17 protein-coding genes are annotated in these 17928 nt (G+C 30.4%); 15 read left to right on the top strand and 2 right to left on the bottom strand.

From position 1 onward, the window contains the following. Positions 1-771 carry an alpha/beta fold hydrolase gene (locus EYW44_RS04980; RefSeq protein ID WP_207893748.1) on the bottom strand — a complete coding sequence of 257 codons (771 nt, stop codon included), beginning with the start codon at positions 769-771 and terminating at the stop codon, positions 1-3. Between the two features lie 2 nt (positions 772-773). Continuing rightward, positions 774-1487: a pyridoxine 5'-phosphate synthase gene (locus EYW44_RS04975; protein WP_132722572.1), complete on the bottom strand. Its 714-nt coding sequence runs from the start codon at positions 1485-1487 to the stop codon at positions 774-776. Positions 1488-1547: 60 nt separating this feature from the next. Between EYW44_RS04975 and EYW44_RS04970 the strand changes: the two genes are divergently transcribed. The 15 genes from EYW44_RS04970 (at position 1548) to EYW44_RS04900 (ending at position 17928) form a co-directional block, all read left to right on the top strand. After that, positions 1548-2207 carry a CBS domain-containing protein gene (locus EYW44_RS04970; protein WP_132722571.1) on the top strand — a complete coding sequence of 220 codons (660 nt, stop codon included), beginning with the start codon at positions 1548-1550 and terminating at the stop codon, positions 2205-2207. Positions 2208-2240: 33 nt separating this feature from the next. Continuing rightward, on the top strand, positions 2241-3140 hold the full coding sequence (locus EYW44_RS04965) for an NAD kinase (RefSeq protein WP_132722570.1): 900 nt from the start codon (positions 2241-2243) through the stop codon (positions 3138-3140). Positions 3141-3245: 105 nt separating this feature from the next. Beyond that, positions 3246-3935 (top strand): DUF6089 family protein, encoded by a 690-nt coding sequence (locus tag EYW44_RS04960; protein WP_132722569.1) that lies wholly within the window; start codon positions 3246-3248, stop codon positions 3933-3935. 4 nt (positions 3936-3939) lie between these two features. Continuing rightward, entirely contained in the window at positions 3940-4692 is a 753-nt protein-coding gene (locus EYW44_RS04955; protein ID WP_132722568.1) for an isoprenyl transferase, read from the top strand. Next, on the top strand, positions 4685-7246 hold the full coding sequence (gene bamA / locus EYW44_RS04950; protein WP_132722567.1) for an outer membrane protein assembly factor BamA: 2562 nt from the start codon (positions 4685-4687) through the stop codon (positions 7244-7246). Before EYW44_RS04955 ends, bamA begins: the two co-directional genes overlap by 8 nt. Before the next feature lie 63 nt (positions 7247-7309). Next, positions 7310-8125 carry an OmpH family outer membrane protein gene (locus EYW44_RS04945; protein ID WP_132722566.1) on the top strand — a complete coding sequence of 272 codons (816 nt, stop codon included), beginning with the start codon at positions 7310-7312 and terminating at the stop codon, positions 8123-8125. A 45-nt stretch (positions 8126-8170) separates the two neighbouring features. Continuing rightward, positions 8171-8680 (top strand): OmpH family outer membrane protein, encoded by a 510-nt coding sequence (locus EYW44_RS04940; RefSeq protein ID WP_132722565.1) that lies wholly within the window; start codon positions 8171-8173, stop codon positions 8678-8680. A gap of 70 nt (positions 8681-8750) precedes the next feature. Further along, entirely contained in the window at positions 8751-9548 is a 798-nt protein-coding gene (gene murI, locus EYW44_RS04935; protein ID WP_132722564.1) for a glutamate racemase, read from the top strand. Positions 9549-9664: 116 nt separating this feature from the next. After that, positions 9665-10183 (top strand): RNA polymerase sigma factor, encoded by a 519-nt coding sequence (locus EYW44_RS04930; protein ID WP_132722563.1) that lies wholly within the window; start codon positions 9665-9667, stop codon positions 10181-10183. A gap of 81 nt (positions 10184-10264) precedes the next feature. Continuing rightward, entirely contained in the window at positions 10265-11206 is a 942-nt protein-coding gene (locus EYW44_RS04925) for a FecR family protein (protein WP_132722562.1), read from the top strand. A gap of 18 nt (positions 11207-11224) precedes the next feature. Then, on the top strand, positions 11225-13861 hold the full coding sequence (locus EYW44_RS04920; protein ID WP_132722561.1) for a TonB-dependent receptor: 2637 nt from the start codon (positions 11225-11227) through the stop codon (positions 13859-13861). 89 nt (positions 13862-13950) lie between these two features. Continuing rightward, a complete protein-coding gene (locus EYW44_RS04915; protein WP_207893747.1) occupies positions 13951-15426 on the top strand; it encodes a cobyric acid synthase in 1476 nt (491 codons plus the stop codon). An 18-nt stretch (positions 15427-15444) separates the two neighbouring features. Beyond that, positions 15445-16470, top strand: coding sequence for a pyridoxal phosphate-dependent aminotransferase (locus EYW44_RS04910; RefSeq protein ID WP_132722560.1), 1026 nt, complete (start codon positions 15445-15447; stop codon positions 16468-16470). Then, positions 16458-17405: an adenosylcobinamide-phosphate synthase CbiB gene (gene cbiB, locus EYW44_RS04905; protein ID WP_132722559.1), complete on the top strand. Its 948-nt coding sequence runs from the start codon at positions 16458-16460 to the stop codon at positions 17403-17405. The genes EYW44_RS04910 and cbiB overlap by 13 nt, the downstream gene beginning before the upstream one ends. Before the next feature lie 28 nt (positions 17406-17433). After that, positions 17434-17928 (top strand): MepB family protein, encoded by a 495-nt coding sequence (locus EYW44_RS04900; RefSeq protein WP_132722558.1) that lies wholly within the window; start codon positions 17434-17436, stop codon positions 17926-17928.

Raw genomic sequence — 17928 nt, 5'->3', positions numbered from 1 at the left:
CTATTTTATAAAATTAATTACTTTAGTGTAAAAATCGATAGGATTTTCTGCATGCAACCAATGTCCTGCATTTGGAACGGTCACAACTTCAGCTTTGGAAAAATGAGCTTTTAAAAGTGGAAAATCAGCATCTAATATGTAACCAGACTTCCCCCCTCTCAAAAACAACACATCACCGTCAAACGTAGTAAAAGATGGCAATGGTTTTACCACTTCAGAATAGTTTTCGGTTAACGATTTTAAATTAAACCTAAAAGCCAATTGTTCTTTTGTTTTTCTGTAGGTATTTTTTAAAATAAACTGACGCACACCAACTTCTGGTATCAACTCTGATAATTTTTCATCAATCAATTTTCTACTCGATTGCACAGAAAAATCAATAGAATTTAATGCTTTAATTATATCTTGATGATGGGGCGGATATGCTTTCGGAGCAATATCTGCAACCAACAATTTATCAACTAAATCGGCATACTCTACTGCAAACAACATTACCGTTTTTCCACCCATTGAGTGCCCCAATAGATTCACTTTATCTAGATTGTGATGCTGAATGTATTCATGTAAATCTTCTACCAACAATTCATAACTAAAAGCATCTGCGTGAAAGCTTCTTCCATGATTTCGCTGATCAATTAAATGAACTTGAAAACCGTCTTCAGCAAATTTATTAGCCAAAGTTTTCCAGTTATCCCCCATTCCAAAAAATCCATGGAGTATTAACAAAGGTTTTCCTTCACCTAATATTTTAGAATGCAAGATATTTTCCATACTTATTTCAATCTATGTAAATACATATTCACCACATTCTGAATACCTAAATAAATACTTTCAGAAATCAACGCATGACCAATAGACACTTCAGCCAGGTTAGGAATATTCTCTTTGAAAAAGCGAATGTTTTCCAAATTCAAGTCATGCCCTGCATTAATACCCAAACCTAATTCATGTGCCAAAACAGCTGCTTCAGTATATGGTTTTATCGCATCTTTATTGCCTTTCTCAAACTCACTTGCAAACTCTTCTGTATATAGCTCAATTCTATCAGTTCCAGTTTTAGCCGCTCCTTCAATTAACTTTAAATCTGTTTCGATAAAAATAGAAGTTCTAATACCAGCATTTTTAAATTCGCTAATAACTTCTTGTAAATATGATTGATGTGTAATTGTATCCCAACCCGCATTTGATGTTAATACATCTTCTCCATCTGGCACCAAAGTTACCTGAGTCGGCTTAATCTCTAAAACTAAATCTATGAACTTCTGAATCGGATTTCCTTCAATATTATACTCCGTAGTTACCACAGGCTTTAAATCGTAAGCATCTTGATATCTAATATGTCTTTCATCTGGTCTTGGGTGAATTGTAATACCTTTAGCGCCAAATTCTTGAATATCTTGAGCTACTTTAAGTAAATTCGGAACATTTCCTCCTCTAGAATTCCTTAGCGTAGCTATTTTATTAATATTTACACTTAACTTTGTCATTGTTCTATTTTATAAGTGCAAAAATAACTTATTAAAAGTTTTTAAACTATATTCGTAATAATGAATATTAACGATTACATCCTCACAGAAATAAAAGCACTTGTACCACAAGATACTGTAGCTAGTGCACACGATTTATGTAGAAATTACCCAATAACACATTTTCCTGTTATTGATACTAATAAATTAATTGGAAGCTTTTCTGAAGAAGACATTCAGACTATTGAAAATAAAGAAGATACCATAAACGAACATCGCTTTTTATTGAATCATTTTTATGCAGATACCAAAACACCTCTTTTAGAGTTAATTGCTCTTTTTGCTGAAAATGACTGTAATATTATCCCTGTATTAGATAAAGATCAAAATTATATTGGCTACTACGAATTAAGAGATATTTTAGATGTTTTTGCTGATAGTCCCTTCATGCACAAAGACAATGATACGCTAATTGTTGCAAAAACAAAAGCTGATTTTTCTATGAGTCAAATATCTCAAATAGTAGAAAGTAATAATGCTAAACTTTTAGGTTTATATGTTTCTAAAGAATCACCAGACAACGTTCAAGTAACTTTAAAAATTTCTAGTGATGATATGAATGAAATTATACAAACTTTTAGAAGATATGATTACTCTATTTTAACCATACATGAAGATGACACTTATTTAGAGGAGTTGAAAGACAGAGCTAATTATCTGAGAAAATATCTTGACATGTAATTTATATGTGTCTAAATTTTTAAATTTTTACTATTGAAAAAAGCAGCAATATACGCGCAATCTTACACTATTTCTGCAGAAAAAGAAATAAAAACACTCATTAAGTGTTTAGAGAAATACAATATTGTAATTTTTATTGAAAAAGACTTTTACAACCTTCTTACAACAAATAATTTATTAGAAAAAAAATATCCTGTTTTTTCTCATTTTAACGACTTATCAGATTCTTTTGATATTTTATTTACTATTGGTGGAGACGGAACTATATTACGAGCAGCCACTTATACTAGAAATTTAAACATCCCTATTTTAGGCATAAATTCTGGTAGGCTAGGTTTTTTAGCTACTATTTCTAAAAAGAGAATTAAAGAATCTATAGAATGCTTATTAGAAGGTAAGTATTCATTACAAGAAAGAACACTCTTAGAAATTAAAACAGATCCAGAAGAAGAAACTTTTTCTGAATTGAATTTTGCTTTAAACGAAGTTACTATATCTAGAAGAAATACTACTTCTATGATAGGTATTAAAACCTATTTAAACGAAGAGTATTTGACAAATTATTGGGCAGATGGATTAATTATATCTACACCTACAGGTTCTACTGGTTATTCTTTAAGTTGCGGCGGACCTGTAATTATGCCAGATTCAGCTAGCATTGTAATTACTCCAATTGCACCTCATAATTTGAATGCACGTCCAGTAATTATTCCAGAAAACACTACAATTCAATTAGAGGTTAGTGCAAGAGAAAAAGATTTCTTAATCTCATTAGATTCAAGAATCACCACAGTTCCTCAACACACTAAAGTTTTTATAAGAAGAGCACCTTTCACCATTAAAACCATACTATTAGAAAACCAATCTTATTTAAAAACATTACGTAAAAAACTTCTTTGGGGAGAAGATATCAGAAACAAACAGTCATCTTAACACTGTAATCACAATAAAACTCAAAAAACACAGTTAATCAAAAAGACAGATTATTAACTTTTTAAAGCAAATTCAATTCCATATATTTGCACGCTATTTCTAGAGATGAAAAAAAATATTTTAATATTAGTACTAACGTGTATCGCATATACATCGTTTTCTCAAATCCACGAGGTTGGGGTATTTTTGGGTGGTTCTAACTTTATAGGAGATGTTGGTAGTACCAATTACATTTATCCTAACGAAGTTTCTGGAGGTTTAGTTTACAAATACAATTTAAACCCAAGAATAGCACTTAGAGGAACCTATACTTATTTATCTCTTTCTGGAAATGACGCAAATTCTGGAAACTCATTCAGAGAATCCAGAGGTTTTAACTTCTCAAATAAAATACACGAATTTGCAGCTGGTATTGAATATAACTTCTTCGATTACAACATTCGTAATCCAGAACAATCTTTCACTCCTTACATCTTGACAGAAATAGCTGTAATGAATTACAAGAAACCTAAAGCACTAATAAATAGTGGTAGAGATATTTTGTTAGAAAACACATTTTCTGTTGCAATTCCTCTTGGAGTTGGAATTAAAGGAAGAATTTCAGATCATTTAGCATATGGTTTTGAAGCAGCTGTTAGACTAACATTTACAGATGATATTGATTTTTCTAGCGAGATTGTAACAGACAGAATTCCTAACTTTAGCCCCGGAAATGGTAATGATTTTTATACCTTTACCGCTTTTTCTTTGGTCTATACATTTGGACGACCGCCTTGTTACGCAGAAAGAGAATAATTTTATGAGTGAAAAACTACAAAACATCAACCTAAACAAAGTACCAAACCATATTGCAATTATTATGGATGGTAATGGTCGCTGGGCTAAACAACAAGGCATGAAACGTGTTTTCGGACACAGAAATGCATTAACAGCTGTAAGAGAAGCTGTAGCTGCTGCCAGTGATATCGGATCAAAATTTATTACACTATATGCTTTTTCTACTGAAAATTGGAATCGCCCTAAATTAGAGGTAGATGCGTTGATGAGTTTGTTAGTTACTTCTTTAAAAAAGGAAGTTCCAGAATTTCAAAAAAATGGAATTAAAGTAAATAGCATTGGAAATATTGAACAATTACCTAAAAAAGCTAGAGAAGTTTTAAAAGAGGTAATTGAAAAAACAAGTAACAACTCAACCATAACATTAACTTTTGCTTTGAGTTACGGAAGTAGAGAGGAAATTGTTAATGCTATCAAAAACATATCTAAAAAAGTTGTTAATAACGAAATAGAGATAAAAAAAATTAGCGAAAAAATTATAAATAATCATTTATATACGTTTAATTTGCCCGACGTTGATTTGATGATAAGGACAAGTGGGGAACAAAGAATAAGTAATTTTTTGTTATGGCAAATGGCTTATGCAGAACTTTATTTTACAGAAGTACTGTGGCCTGACTTTAGAAAAGAGCATCTTTTCGACGCAATAATAGATTATCAAAATAGAGAACGAAGATTTGGAAAGACTAGTGAACAGATTGATGCCAATGCATAAGAATTTATTTCTAACTGTATTATTATTTATTACTTCTTTTGTAACAGCAAAAGCTCAAGAATCGCCTAAAGACAGCATTCCTAGCAATAAAGAAGTTACTTCAGGTAAAATTAATTATGAAAAAGGTAAAGAGTATATCTTAGGAGGTATAACTGTTACTGGACTTCAAAAGTTTAGCGAAGAAACAGTGAAAGTGTACACTGGTTTAATTATTGGACAGCCAATTAAATTACCAGGTGACAAATTAACAAGTGCCATTAAAAAGTTATATGAAAGTAAACAATTTAACGAAGTAGATGTTTATTTGTCTAAAATAGATGGCAACACTGTTTATCTTCAGTTTGATGTAAATGAATTACCTCGATTAAACAATATCACTATTACTGGTATTAGCAAATCTAAAGCTGAAGACTTAAAAAAAGAAACTGAAATTAAAACAGGTGTACAAGTTACAGATAACTTAATTGTAACTACCAGAAACTATTTCAGAAAACAATTCACAGACAAAGGTTTCTTAAAAACTAAAGTTTCTCTAAACACTAAAAAAGATACTACAGATACAAATACGGTTGACATGTTTATTCACATAGACAGAGGGGATCGTATTAAAATTAAAAGCATCAATTTTGTTGGTAACAAAGCTTTAACTGACGGAAAGCTTAGAGGTGCCATGAAAAACACTAAGCGTAAATTCTTAGGTCGTTTCTGGAAAACTTCAAAATATATTGAAGATGATTTTAAAGAAGATTTAAAAACTGTTTTAGAAAAATATAGCGAATTAGGTTATAGAGATGCTCGTATTTTAAATGACAGACTTGTTTGGAATGATGATAACACTATTAGTTTAGAAATTGAATTAGAAGAAGGAAGACAATACCGTTTTAAAGAAATTCTTTTTGTTGGAAATAAAAAATACACTGATGAGCAGTTAAACAACTACTTAAGAATAGATAAAGGAGATGTTTATAATGGTAAAGTTTTAAAAGAAAGAATTACAGGTGATGGTACTCCTGACTCTCAAGATATTCAATCACTATATCACAATAATGGATACTTATTCTCTTCTGTAAATGCAGTTGAGACTAAAGTAAAAAATGACTCTATTACTGTAGAAGTAAGAATTAGAGAAGACGAACCAGCTACTATTAGAAAAGTAACAGTGGTAGGTAATGAAAAGACAAATGATCATGTTATTTTTAGAGAATTACGTGTAAAACCTGGTGATTTATTTAGTAGACAAAATATTATTAGATCTATTCGTGAAATTGGCCAACTTGGTTTCTTTGACGCTAATGTAACTCCTGATGTTAAACCTGATTATCAAAACAAGACTGCTGATGTTGAATTTTCTGTTGTAGAAAAAGGTGGTAGTCAAATTGAATTGCAAGGTGGTTTTGGTGGTGGTTCTTTCATTGGTACTCTAGGACTTTCATTTAACAACTTCTCTATTAAGAATTTATTTAACAAAGAAGCTTATAAACCACTTCCAATGGGAGACGGACAAAGTTTAGCTTTACGTTTACAAGCAAGTAGAACAAATAGTACATATAGTTTATCTTTTACTGAACCTTGGTTAGGTGGAAGAAGACCTCAATCATTATCTTTCTCTATTTTCTACTCAAATCAGTATAGATTTGACTTTCAAACAAACAGAGTGGATCGTAACCAGAGTTTAGATATTTTTGGTTTAACTTTAGGTTTAGGAAAACGTTTATCGTGGCCAGACGACTTCTTCTCTTTATCCCAAAGCATTAGTTACCAAAGAATTGGACTAAACAATTTCCCATATAGAGTAGGTTCTTCAAATGTAGCGTTACAAGAAGGTGAATTAAATAACCTTGCTTATAATGCCGTTCTTAGCAGAAACTCTGCTGGACCAAGTTTAATTTTCCCTACTTATGGTTCTGAATTTACTTTAAAAGCAAAAGCAACTTTACCTTATTCTTTATTAAATGGTGAAGATATTGGACCTATTCCAGATAATTTAACAGCTAGTGAAACACAAGATTTCTTAGCGGATCGTTACAAGTGGTTAGAATATTATAAACTATCTGCTAAAGGTAAGTGGTATACTTCATTAGCTAAAAAATTAGTTTTAATGTCTAATTTTGAATTAGGTTATTTAGGTTTTTACAATAACGAATTAGGTATTACACCAGTAGAACGTTTCTTTGTTGGAGGTGATGGTATCGCTCAAGGGCAGTTGGACGGAAGAGAAATTATAGGATTGAGAGGATATCAAAACAATAGCCTTTCTTCGAATGAAGGTTCTTCTATATACAATAAATTTCAATTAGAAGTAAGATATTCAATCACAGATAAACCAACCGCATCTATTTATACGTTAGGATTTTTAGAAGCAGGTAATGCTTACAACAATTTTGGTAGCTTTAATCCGTTTGAATTAAAGCGATCTGCCGGATTTGGTGTTCGTATATTTATGCCTGCCTTTGGCTTGTTAGGAATTGATTTTGCTCATGGATTTGATCCTATTCCAGGAATGACAGAAAAATCTGGATGGCAAACTCATTTTATTATTGGTAGACAATTCTAAATTCCTAAATTTGTAAAGCTGTTATTTTTGGCATGGTTTTTTCTAAATACAATATAAATCAAAATGAAAAACATTAAATTAACATTCGTTCTTTTACTTATTGTAGGGGTAAGCTTTGCACAAAAATACCAACGTTTAGCATATATAGACATGGATTATATTCTTCAGAATATTCCAAAATATATAGAAGCTCAAAATGCTTTAAATGATAAGGTTGCTAAATGGAGAAAGACACTTGATAAGGAAGCTAGAGCCATTGAAATTTTAAAAACGGATCTTGTAAACGAAAAAGCCATCTTAACTCAAGAGTTAATTAACGAAAGAGAAGAAGATATTTTAGTAAAACAAGAAGCTCTTAGAAAATTAGAATCGCTTTACTTTGGTACAGATGGGGACATGTACATTTTAAGAAAAAAATTGATACAACCTATTCAAGATCAAGTTTACAATGCAGTACAAACGATTGCCTCTAGAAAAAAATATGATTTTGTTTTTGATAAATCTAGTGAGTTTATCATGTTGTATTCTAATAAAAAACATGATATCAGCTCTTTAGTTTTAAAACTGATAAAAATTGATATAAAACAACAAGATAAGGCTGAAAAACTTGCTGAGAAGAAAAAACTTTTAAGCAACAACGAGCCTTCTGAAAGACAAAAACAAATAGCAGCTAAAAAAGAAGCTATTAAACAAAAGAAGCTAAGTGAAAGAGAGAAAAAATTAAAAGACATTGAAGAAAAAAGAAAGCAACGTTTAGAGGCTCGTGATAAAAAGAGAAAATTATTACAAGAAAAGAGAGAGGCTCTAAAAAAGGCAAGAGAAGAAAAAAAGAAAGCCGCTGAAGAGGAGGCTAAGAAACAAGCAGAAGAAAAAAATTAATATATAAAATAGACAAAAGAACTTAAAATTTAAATTATAACAAACATGAAACACTTTAAAACGTTATTATTAGTTGCAATTTTTACGATTGGTTTAGGTGGTATGGCAAATGCTCAAAAATCTGCACACATTAATACCGATAAATTATTATCTGAAATGCCAGAAACTAAGGCATTAAAAGCAGAGTTAGAGAAGTTACAAAAAACATACAGATCTGATATCGAAGGAATGGCTAAAGCTTTAGATGCAAAGATCAAAAAATATGACGCTGAGGGAAAAACTCAAACTCAAGAAACAAACCAAAAGAGACTTGCAGAAGTTCAACAAGAGCGTGCTAAAATTGTACAAGCAGAGCAAGCAATGAGTCAAGAAATGAACAAGAAGTATCAAGAAATGACTATTCCTATTTTAAAGAAAGCTGAAGATGCTATTAAAGCTGTAGCTGCTGAAAAAGGATATATCTATGTAATGGATGCTTCTCCTGGTAAAGGTTTAATCGTTTTCGAAAAAGGAAATGATATCTATAGCGCAGTAAAAGCTAAATTAGGTTTCTAAAAAACTTTTAATTTATAAATTATCAAGTCCTACTTTTATTAAAAAAGTAGGATTTTTTATTTTTGCAATCATGGAATCTACTTCTAAAAATAATCCTATAGGAATTTTTGACTCAGGTATTGGTGGTACTTCAATATGGAAAGAAGTTCACACCCTTCTACCTCAAGAAGACACAATATATCTTTCTGACAGCATTAATGCTCCTTATGGTCAAAAAACAAAAGAAGAGATTCTACAATTATCTATCAAAAACACCGAGTTTCTATTAAATAAAAACTCAAAAATCATTGTTGTAGCTTGCAACACTGCTACTACCAATGCTATAAAATATTTAAGAGCTAATTACAACGTTCCTTTTATAGGAATAGAGCCAGCTATAAAACCTGCTTCGTTACAAACAAAAACAAATACTGTAGGTATTTTAGCTACCAAAGGAACTCTAAATAGTGAACTCTTTGAGAAAACATCTTCTAAAATTAATGATGATATCACAATTATAGAACAAGTAGGTCAAGGTCTTGTTGAGCTGATAGAAAATGGTAAAATACACTCCTCTGAAATGGAAAATCTTTTACACAAATATCTTCAACCTATGATTGATCAAAAAATAGATTGTTTAGTTTTAGGTTGTACCCACTACCCTTACCTTACTCCTTTAATTCAAAAAATAGTTGGACATCATATAAAAATTATCGATTCTGGTGAAGCTGTTGCCAGGCAAACGAAAAATATATTAAGCAAACATCAGCTATTACGAAACGACAATCACAAAAGTCATTGTTCTTTTTATTCTAATAAAGACATAACAGTGTTAACAGGAATTCTTAATGATAGCACCAATATTAGTATTGAAAAATTAGACTTCTAAGCTATTATGATAAAATAAAATCATTTTTTTAACAAAATAGAACAAGACTATAACAGTAAAATCTTCAACTATTGGTTATTAAGTAAATCTTTTTAAGTAGATTTACCGCAAGATTTATGCCTTTAAAAAAAACACATACCATTTGTGAAGAAAATGCTTATAGAGCATTATTCAGTGATGTAGCACCGCTACTGCGTAATTTCTTGTATGCCAAAACTGGCAAGCTACAAGAAGCTGAAGATTTAATGCAAGAAGCTTTTTTAAAACTATGGGAAAATTGTAAAAAGGTAAATCCTGAAAATGCCAAGGCTTATGTTTTTTCCATTGGTAAAAACTTGTTTTTAAACACAAAAACCAGAGAAAAGGTTATTATTAAGTTTAAAAAAACAATACCTAAAGAAGAACAAGTCTCAAGTTCCCCCCACGATGAACTTGTTGAAAAAGAATTCGCACAAAAACTGGAAAAAGCTATTGCAAGTCTTTCTCCTAATTCTAAAGAAGTATTTCTTTTAAACAGAATTGAAGGAAAAAAGTATCGTGAAATAGCTGAATTATTGGGTATAAGTATTAAAACTGTCGAAAAAAGAATGCATAAAGCATTAGTAGAATTAAGAAAAATTCATCAATCTATATAATTTTCTCTAAAAAAGGGTAGGGTAAAATTAAAATAGATTGTCTTAAGAATTGGTAACATAATATTTCTAAAAAATAAAATTATGGATAACGATTTCCAAAAAGAAGACATACTTGGCCGTTGGCTTGAGGGAAATCTATCTGAAACAGAGGTACAGGAACTTGAATCAAGGTCTGATTTTGAGTATTACGAGCAACTTATAAAAGTAGCTGATACATTTTCGTACCCTGAATTTGATACAGAAAAATCATATGCTTCACTTCTTGAAAAAAGAAATGAAGTAAATAATAAACAATCTAAAGTAAGAGTTTTTAAATTAAACTCTTTTGCTAAAAAACTAGCAGCAGCAAGTGTGGTTTTACTTATTGGTGCTACTGTTTGGTTTGGTATAAATTCATCTAAAAACACGTTTACTACTGGTTTTGGTGATAAAGAAATTGCAACCTTAACCGATGGATCTGAAATTCGTTTAAACTCAAAAAGTGAAGTTACTTATAAAGATACCGAAACAGCTCGTTTGTTAACTTTAGATGGTGAAGCTTTTTTTGACGTTAAAAAAGACAATAGAACTTTTGAAATTGAAACCAATTTAGGAAGTGTAACTGTATTAGGTACTAGCTTTAACGTTTATAACAGAAATAATGAAATGAAAGTAGCTTGTACTACAGGATTAGTTAGAGTTGCATTCAAAAATAATACTGAAGAAGTGACATTAAGTCCCGGAGAATCAGTGGTACTTACCAATAACAAAGTAACTAAACTAACTTTTGACAAAGAGGATGTTTTAGATTGGCTAGAAAACAAAACTATTTTTAATGGAAATCCTTTAAAAGAAGTAATCGCTGATTTAGAAAGACAATTTGATATAACTGTTAAATATCCTGAAAACTTTAACATAAACAGAAGTATTAAAACATCATACCCACATGAAAATGTGGACACCGCCTTAGATATAGTTTTCGGAACTCTTGAAGGTATTGATTATAAAAGAAATAATAAAATAGTATATTTATCCCAAAACTAATTTTATAGAATCTTTTAAATGATTCAACTCAGGAGGATAATTTTTATTGCTTTATTATTAAATGTTTTTGGTATTGTAAAAATCAATTCTCAAAGTATCAATGACGTTAAATTATCCAAAAAATATAAAAAAACACCATTAATAAATGTTGTTAACGAATTAAAGGAGAAATATAAAATCTCCTTTTCTTATCTAGAAGAAACATTAGTTGGTTCTTATGTTAATTGTAATTTTAAGAATGCAGATTGGTCCACTGTAAAAGAATGCCTTTTTAAAGCTAACAATATTCATGTAAAAGTTGTCAACTCTAAATATGTAATTCTACGTCCATTTACTAAACACGATCATAAAAACTTTCATCTCTATTTTAAAGTTATCAATGAAATTGATAGTACAGCTTTAGAGAATGCTACTATTAGCTATAAAAACAAAGGTTTTTACACTTCTAAAGATGGTTTGGTTAACAAGGCTATAAAAGCATCAGAAAATGATAGCATACAAATAAGTTTTTTAGGCTATAACACTCGTAAAATATCGGTTAATAATGCTCTAAATACAACCATTGCATTAACTCCAACATCACAACAATTAAACTCTGTTGCTATTACAGAATATTTAACTGATGGAATTAATGCTAAAACAAACACAAGGGAAATAAAAATACAGTTAAAAGAACTAAATAGTATACCTGGTTTTTCTGAAACTGATGTGTTTAGATCGTTTACATTGTTACCCGGAATTAATACCGAAGATGGATCTGCTAGTAACATTAGTATTAGAGGTGGTAGTAGAGACCAAACTCAAATATTATGGGATGGTATTAACATTTACGCTAACGGTCATCTATTTGGCTATTTATCATCTTTTTCATCTTCTTTAATTGAAAACATTGAAGTATGGCGAGGTAAAACTGACGCAAAATATGGAGGAAAATTGTCGGGTGTTATTAATATGAGCACAGACAATGAAATTATTAAAGAAACTTCTGCTGGAGCTTCTATAAATTTAGCTGAAATAGAGGCTTTCGTAAAAACTCCTTTAGTAAAAGATAAACTAGATATTCAATTTTCAGGGCTAACTTCTTATGCTTCATTATACCTCACTCCTACTTTTAAAGCATACAGAAATCAAGCTTTTAAAGGTTCATTCCTTTCCGTTTTTGCCGATTTACCCAATGTTAGTAAAACATTTACTCCTGTTAGAGAATTAAGCTTTCATGAATTAAACGGAAAAATACAATGGCGTATTGATAAAGAGAATAAATTAAGTCTAAGTAGCTTTTATCAGCAAAACAATTTCGATTTAAGACTGTCTCTTGATCAAAATATTACCTTTTCAGAAGACCAACAGTTATTAAAAAACTTTGGTACAAGTTTTACACATTCATATACTCCGTCAGAAAAAAGTAGTTTAACCTCTCAAATAGTTGTTTCTTCTTTTAATGCATATGGAAAAAATAAATTTGGAGCCTTAAATGTTTCTCCTGATATCCGAAGAAATAAATTATCAGAATTTAACTTACAAACTAATTACGATGTGAAAGCTTCAGAATCTTTTGAAGTAAATCTTGGCGCTCAAATTCAGTATTTAGATTCTGATTATGAACTATTAAAAAACACATTAGTAAATACATTAACCAAAGAGTCTGACAGAACTAAAGCATTTAGTTCTATTGCATACGGAACTTTTAAATGGAGGTTATTTCCTAAATTCTCTATCAACTCTGGTTTACGTTTTCAATATTATATGCCTAAAAAATCTACTTATTTAGAACCACGAATAGATTTTAGATATGACATAGGTACAAACTGGGCTTTAAAAGGTGGTTATGGTAAAAATCACCAATTTTTTAATGAAATACCAGAATTTAGTTTTGATCTTGGTGTAGCTAATGTTCCTACTTGGATTTTAGTTGGAGACAAAAACATACCGTTACCAAGTGCTAATGAATACTTTTTAGGAGTACTTTATAAAAAAAGAGGCTGGTTATTTGAAGTAGAAGCATATCATAAAAAAATAAATCACTTTACCTCATTAAATCTATTACCAGAAAACACGATTAACAATAATAATTTTACCACTGGTAGCTCTGAGCATCTTGGAATCGACTTTTTGATTAAAAAAAGATGGAGAGGACTTAGAAGCTGGATTGCTTACAGTTTAAGTCAAAATCTATGGAGTTTTCCAGAAATAAACACCAATAACTTTAGAGCTATTAATGACAAACCTCATCAACTAAAGTGGCATACTATGGTAAACCTAAACAGGTGGGAAACTTCGTTAAGTTGGAATTACCATACTGGAATTCCTTATACTCCAACTGAGTTAGCTTTTTTCATTATCGATCCGAATAATTTTAATCCTGATGATCTTGACATTAAAAGAGACCCGATAAACTCTGCAAGAATTCCTGACTTTCATAGATTTGACGCTTCAATAGGATTTAATTGGGGAGATCCTAAAAAGAAGAAAATTCACGGAAAAATTAGTTTAGGTATTATTAATGTATTTAATAAAAGGAATATTATAAATAGAAGTTATCCTATACAAGATTTAAATCGTTTAACGGTTGATAATGCTTTTTTTATTGAGGAAATTGACAGAACAGACTTAGGTCGTGTTTTTAATGTTAATTTCTCTTTCTTTTTAAACTAACCCTACAACTAATCACCCAATCTTTTAGTTTTACCGTATTTTTGCAAACGAATTTATCATTTTCATTTAAAACTTATAATTGTAATTAAATGACTAAAGTATTACAACCGATTATGTTTGTTGGTACTGGTTCTGACGTAGGAAAAAGTATTATTGTTACTGGTATGTGCCGTATTTTTAAACAAAAAGGCTACACTCCTGCCCCATTTAAAGCACAAAACATGTCTTTAAACAGCTATGTTACCAAAGATGGATTAGAAATAGGTAGAGCGCAAGCTGTACAAGCAGAAGCAGCAGGAATCGATTGTAGTACAGAAATGAATCCTGTATTATTAAAACCTTCTGGCGCTAACAAATCTCAAGTTGTTTTACACGGAAAACCTATTGGCGATCAAACAGCTCGCTCTTACTTTTTAGGAAACAACAAACAACATTTATTTGAAGAAGTTAAAAAGTCTTTTAAAAAATTAGAAAGCAACTATAGTCCTATTGTTTTAGAAGGAGCAGGAAGTATCAGCGAATTAAATTTAAAACACCGTGATATTGTTAATATGCGAATGGCACAATTTGCCAATGCAAATGTTTATTTAGTTGCTGATATAGATAGAGGTGGTGTTTTCGCCAGCGTGTATGGAAGCATTGCTTTGTTAGACGATGAAGAACGTAAACTAATTAAGGGAATTATTATTAATAAGTTTAGAGGAGATATCTCTCTATTTGAAGAGGGACGAAAAATGATTGAAGAACTCACAAATGTTCCTGTACTGGGTGTAGTCCCTTTTGCCAAAGACATTTACATTGAAGATGAAGATTCTCTTGGCTTAGAAAAAAAACATAAAAATTCACAAGAAAACACTATAAATATTGCTGTAGTATTACTCCCTTTCATTTCAAATTTCACTGATTTTAATAGATTAGAAAAAGATGAAAGAGTGCATTTATTTTATACTAGAGACCCTAAAGATCTTGAAACAGCAGATATTATTATTATTCCTGGTAGTAAAAACACCATTGCAGACATGCAATTTTTAAGAAACTCTACACTTGCTAAAACTATTTTAAATGCTCACGATAATCATAAAATGGTTGTGGGTATTTGTGGTGGATTTCAAATGTTGGGTACATCTATTGCCGATCCTCATCATGTAGAAAATGATATTCATGAAATTCCAGGACTTGGTATTATTCCTGCACACACTATTTTAGCAGATAAAAAAACGACTGTACAATGTAATTTCCAATTCAAAGAAAACTCTGAAACATGTACTGGTTACGAAATTCATATGGGAGTTACTTCCTTTGAAAATCAACAGCATTTAAATATTATTGATCAAAAACCAGAAGGCTATCAATCTGAAAATTGTTGGGGAACCTATATTCACGGTATTTTTGATAATTCTTTAATTATAGATGAACTGTTATCTAAATTTGACACCTCTACAACCTCTCAAACTACTTTCGATTATCAAGCTTATAAAGAAGAAAATTATGATAAGTTAGCCGCTCATTTAGAAAAACATATTGACATTGAGGCAATATTAAAGGATATGAATATTGAAGGATAAAGCTAAAAAACCTAAGAAATGAGTATTGACTACGGACATGGAGATGATTTACACAGATATAAACAAACAACTTTTAAAGCTAATTTTAGTTCAAATGTTTGGTACAAAGGTACTCCAGAGACATTGACCAATCATTTAAAAGAAGCCATAACCAGCATTGAAAACTATCCTTCGCCAAATGCTGAGGAAATTATAGAACTTATAACACAACACCATCAGCTACCTCCTGAATCGGTACTAGTTACCAATGGTGCTACGGAAGCTTTTTATTTAGTTACCAATACATTTCATAGCAGTTCAGTTACTATTTGTACGCCTTCCTTTTCAGAATATGAATTAGCATCGAAGGTTAATAAATTACAAATGGAGTTTATTGATCGAAAATCTATAAATACTCATCAATTTAACACTGACATCGCTTTTATTTGTAATCCAAATAATCCGGACGGCTTTGAAAATACTCCTGAAGAAATAGCACAGATTCTTCAAAATTTCCCCAACACACTTTTTATTATTGATGAGGCCTATGTGGAGTTTACCAGTTCGTCTATCTCTTGTATTGATTTAGTTGCTAAACATCATAATATCATTTTAATAAAATCGCTAACCAAACTATTTTGTATTCCTGGATTACGTTTAGGTTATGTAATAGGAAGTCCTAATATTATACAAAAATTAGCCAGCCATAAAATGCCTTGGAATGTTAATAGTATGGCATTGCATGCTGCTAGTTTTATTTTTAAAAATTACAATAAGTTATATCCTGATTTTACAACTTGTTTTGCAAATACTACTGCATTAAAAAAACAAATCGATAATATTGATGGTTTTAAGGTATTTTCTTCAAACACATCTTATTTTTTAATTCAGTTAAAGCAACCTAAAGCCAAAGAATTAAAAGAATACTTAGTTAACAACTATCAGCTACTCATTAGAGATGCTTCAAATTTTAGAACCTTAAACGCTCATTACATTAGAGTTGCTAGTCAAACACCAAAAAAAAATCAATTATTAATCAATGCCCTCAAACAATGGAATTTCTAACATATATATTACCATTGCCCTTGGCATATGTACTCGATTTACTTTTAGGAGATCCTAGATGGTTACCACACCCAATTCGTTTGTTTGGAAACCTTATTTATTTCGGTGAAAGAAAATTAAACAAAAATAAATCACGTTTTTTAAAAGGTGCCATACTTACACTTTTATTAACCACAGGTACTTTTCTGTTTTTCTATTATGTAAGAACACTACTTACTTCCTATCCTATCGCTCAAATTATATTTGATACTATTTTTCTTTTTTACGCTTTAGCCAATAAAAGTTTAGTTGAAGAAGGTGCTGCTGTATTTTCTGAATTAAGCAAAGGGATTGTAACAGGAAGAAAGCGCCTTTCATGGATTGTAGGTAGAGATACCACCAATTTAAATACACAAGAAATAATAAAAGCTGTTTTTGAAACCTTGTCTGAAAACTTGAGTGATGGAGTTATTGCCCCATTATTTTATTATGCTTTATTTGGAGTGCCTGGCGCTATGCTATACAAAATGGTAAATACACTAGACTCAATGATTGGTTATAAAAATGATAGATACATCAATTTTGGAAAATTTGCAGCCAAACTAGATGATCTTTTCAATTACCTACCTGCTCGTTTAACCGCTATTTTAATGTTACTAGTTACTTTTACTTTAGATAAAATTGAATTCGTTTGGCAACAAGGTAAAAACCACTCTAGCCCAAATGCTGGATATCCTGAAGCTGCGTTAGCTGCTATTCTCAATTGTCGTTTTGGAGGACCAAATTATTATCATGGAAAGTTAGTTGACAAACCTTTTATTGGTACTAATGAAAGAATTTTAGAAGCTTCAGAATTTAAACAAGTGGCAGATGTTAATCATAGTAGCACATTTATTTTTGTATTGCTGTTAACTATTTATGCTATTTTCAATAGTTTTGTTTCTTCTTTAATATAATTGAATATAAATTTTCAATATATAAATAATGGACAGTAACTTAGTTAGGATAAAGAAAAGTATTTTCGATAAATGTAATTTTGATATTTCAGATTTTAAAACTGACTTAGAAAGTACAGAATATCATGCTTGTAGTTTTAAACTTAATAAAAAACATATTATTAGTAGAAACTCAAAAATTACTCCTAAAAAAGTAGGTCAATTTGTAACATTTTGGAAACGAAGTAACGATGGAACTATAGCCCCCTTTCATGAATCTGATCTTATCGATTTTTATATTATAAACGTTCAATTAGAAAATAAATTAGGTCAATTTGTTTTCCCTAAGTCTATACTAATTAAAAAGGGAATCATATCAACACAAAAAAAAGATGGGAAAAGAGGATTTAGAGTTTATCCTGAATGGGACACTACTACTAATAAACAAGCTGAAAAAACTCAAAAATGGCAATTGAATTATTTTTATAGAATTGACAATACAATTGATTTTAAAAAGGTAGATAAATTGTATAATCCTATTTAA

The organism is Tenacibaculum sp. M341, from assembly GCF_004337695.1.
GTDB lineage: Bacteria > Bacteroidota > Bacteroidia > Flavobacteriales > Flavobacteriaceae > Polaribacter.
This window is presented reverse-complemented; position numbering and strand designations above follow the sequence as displayed.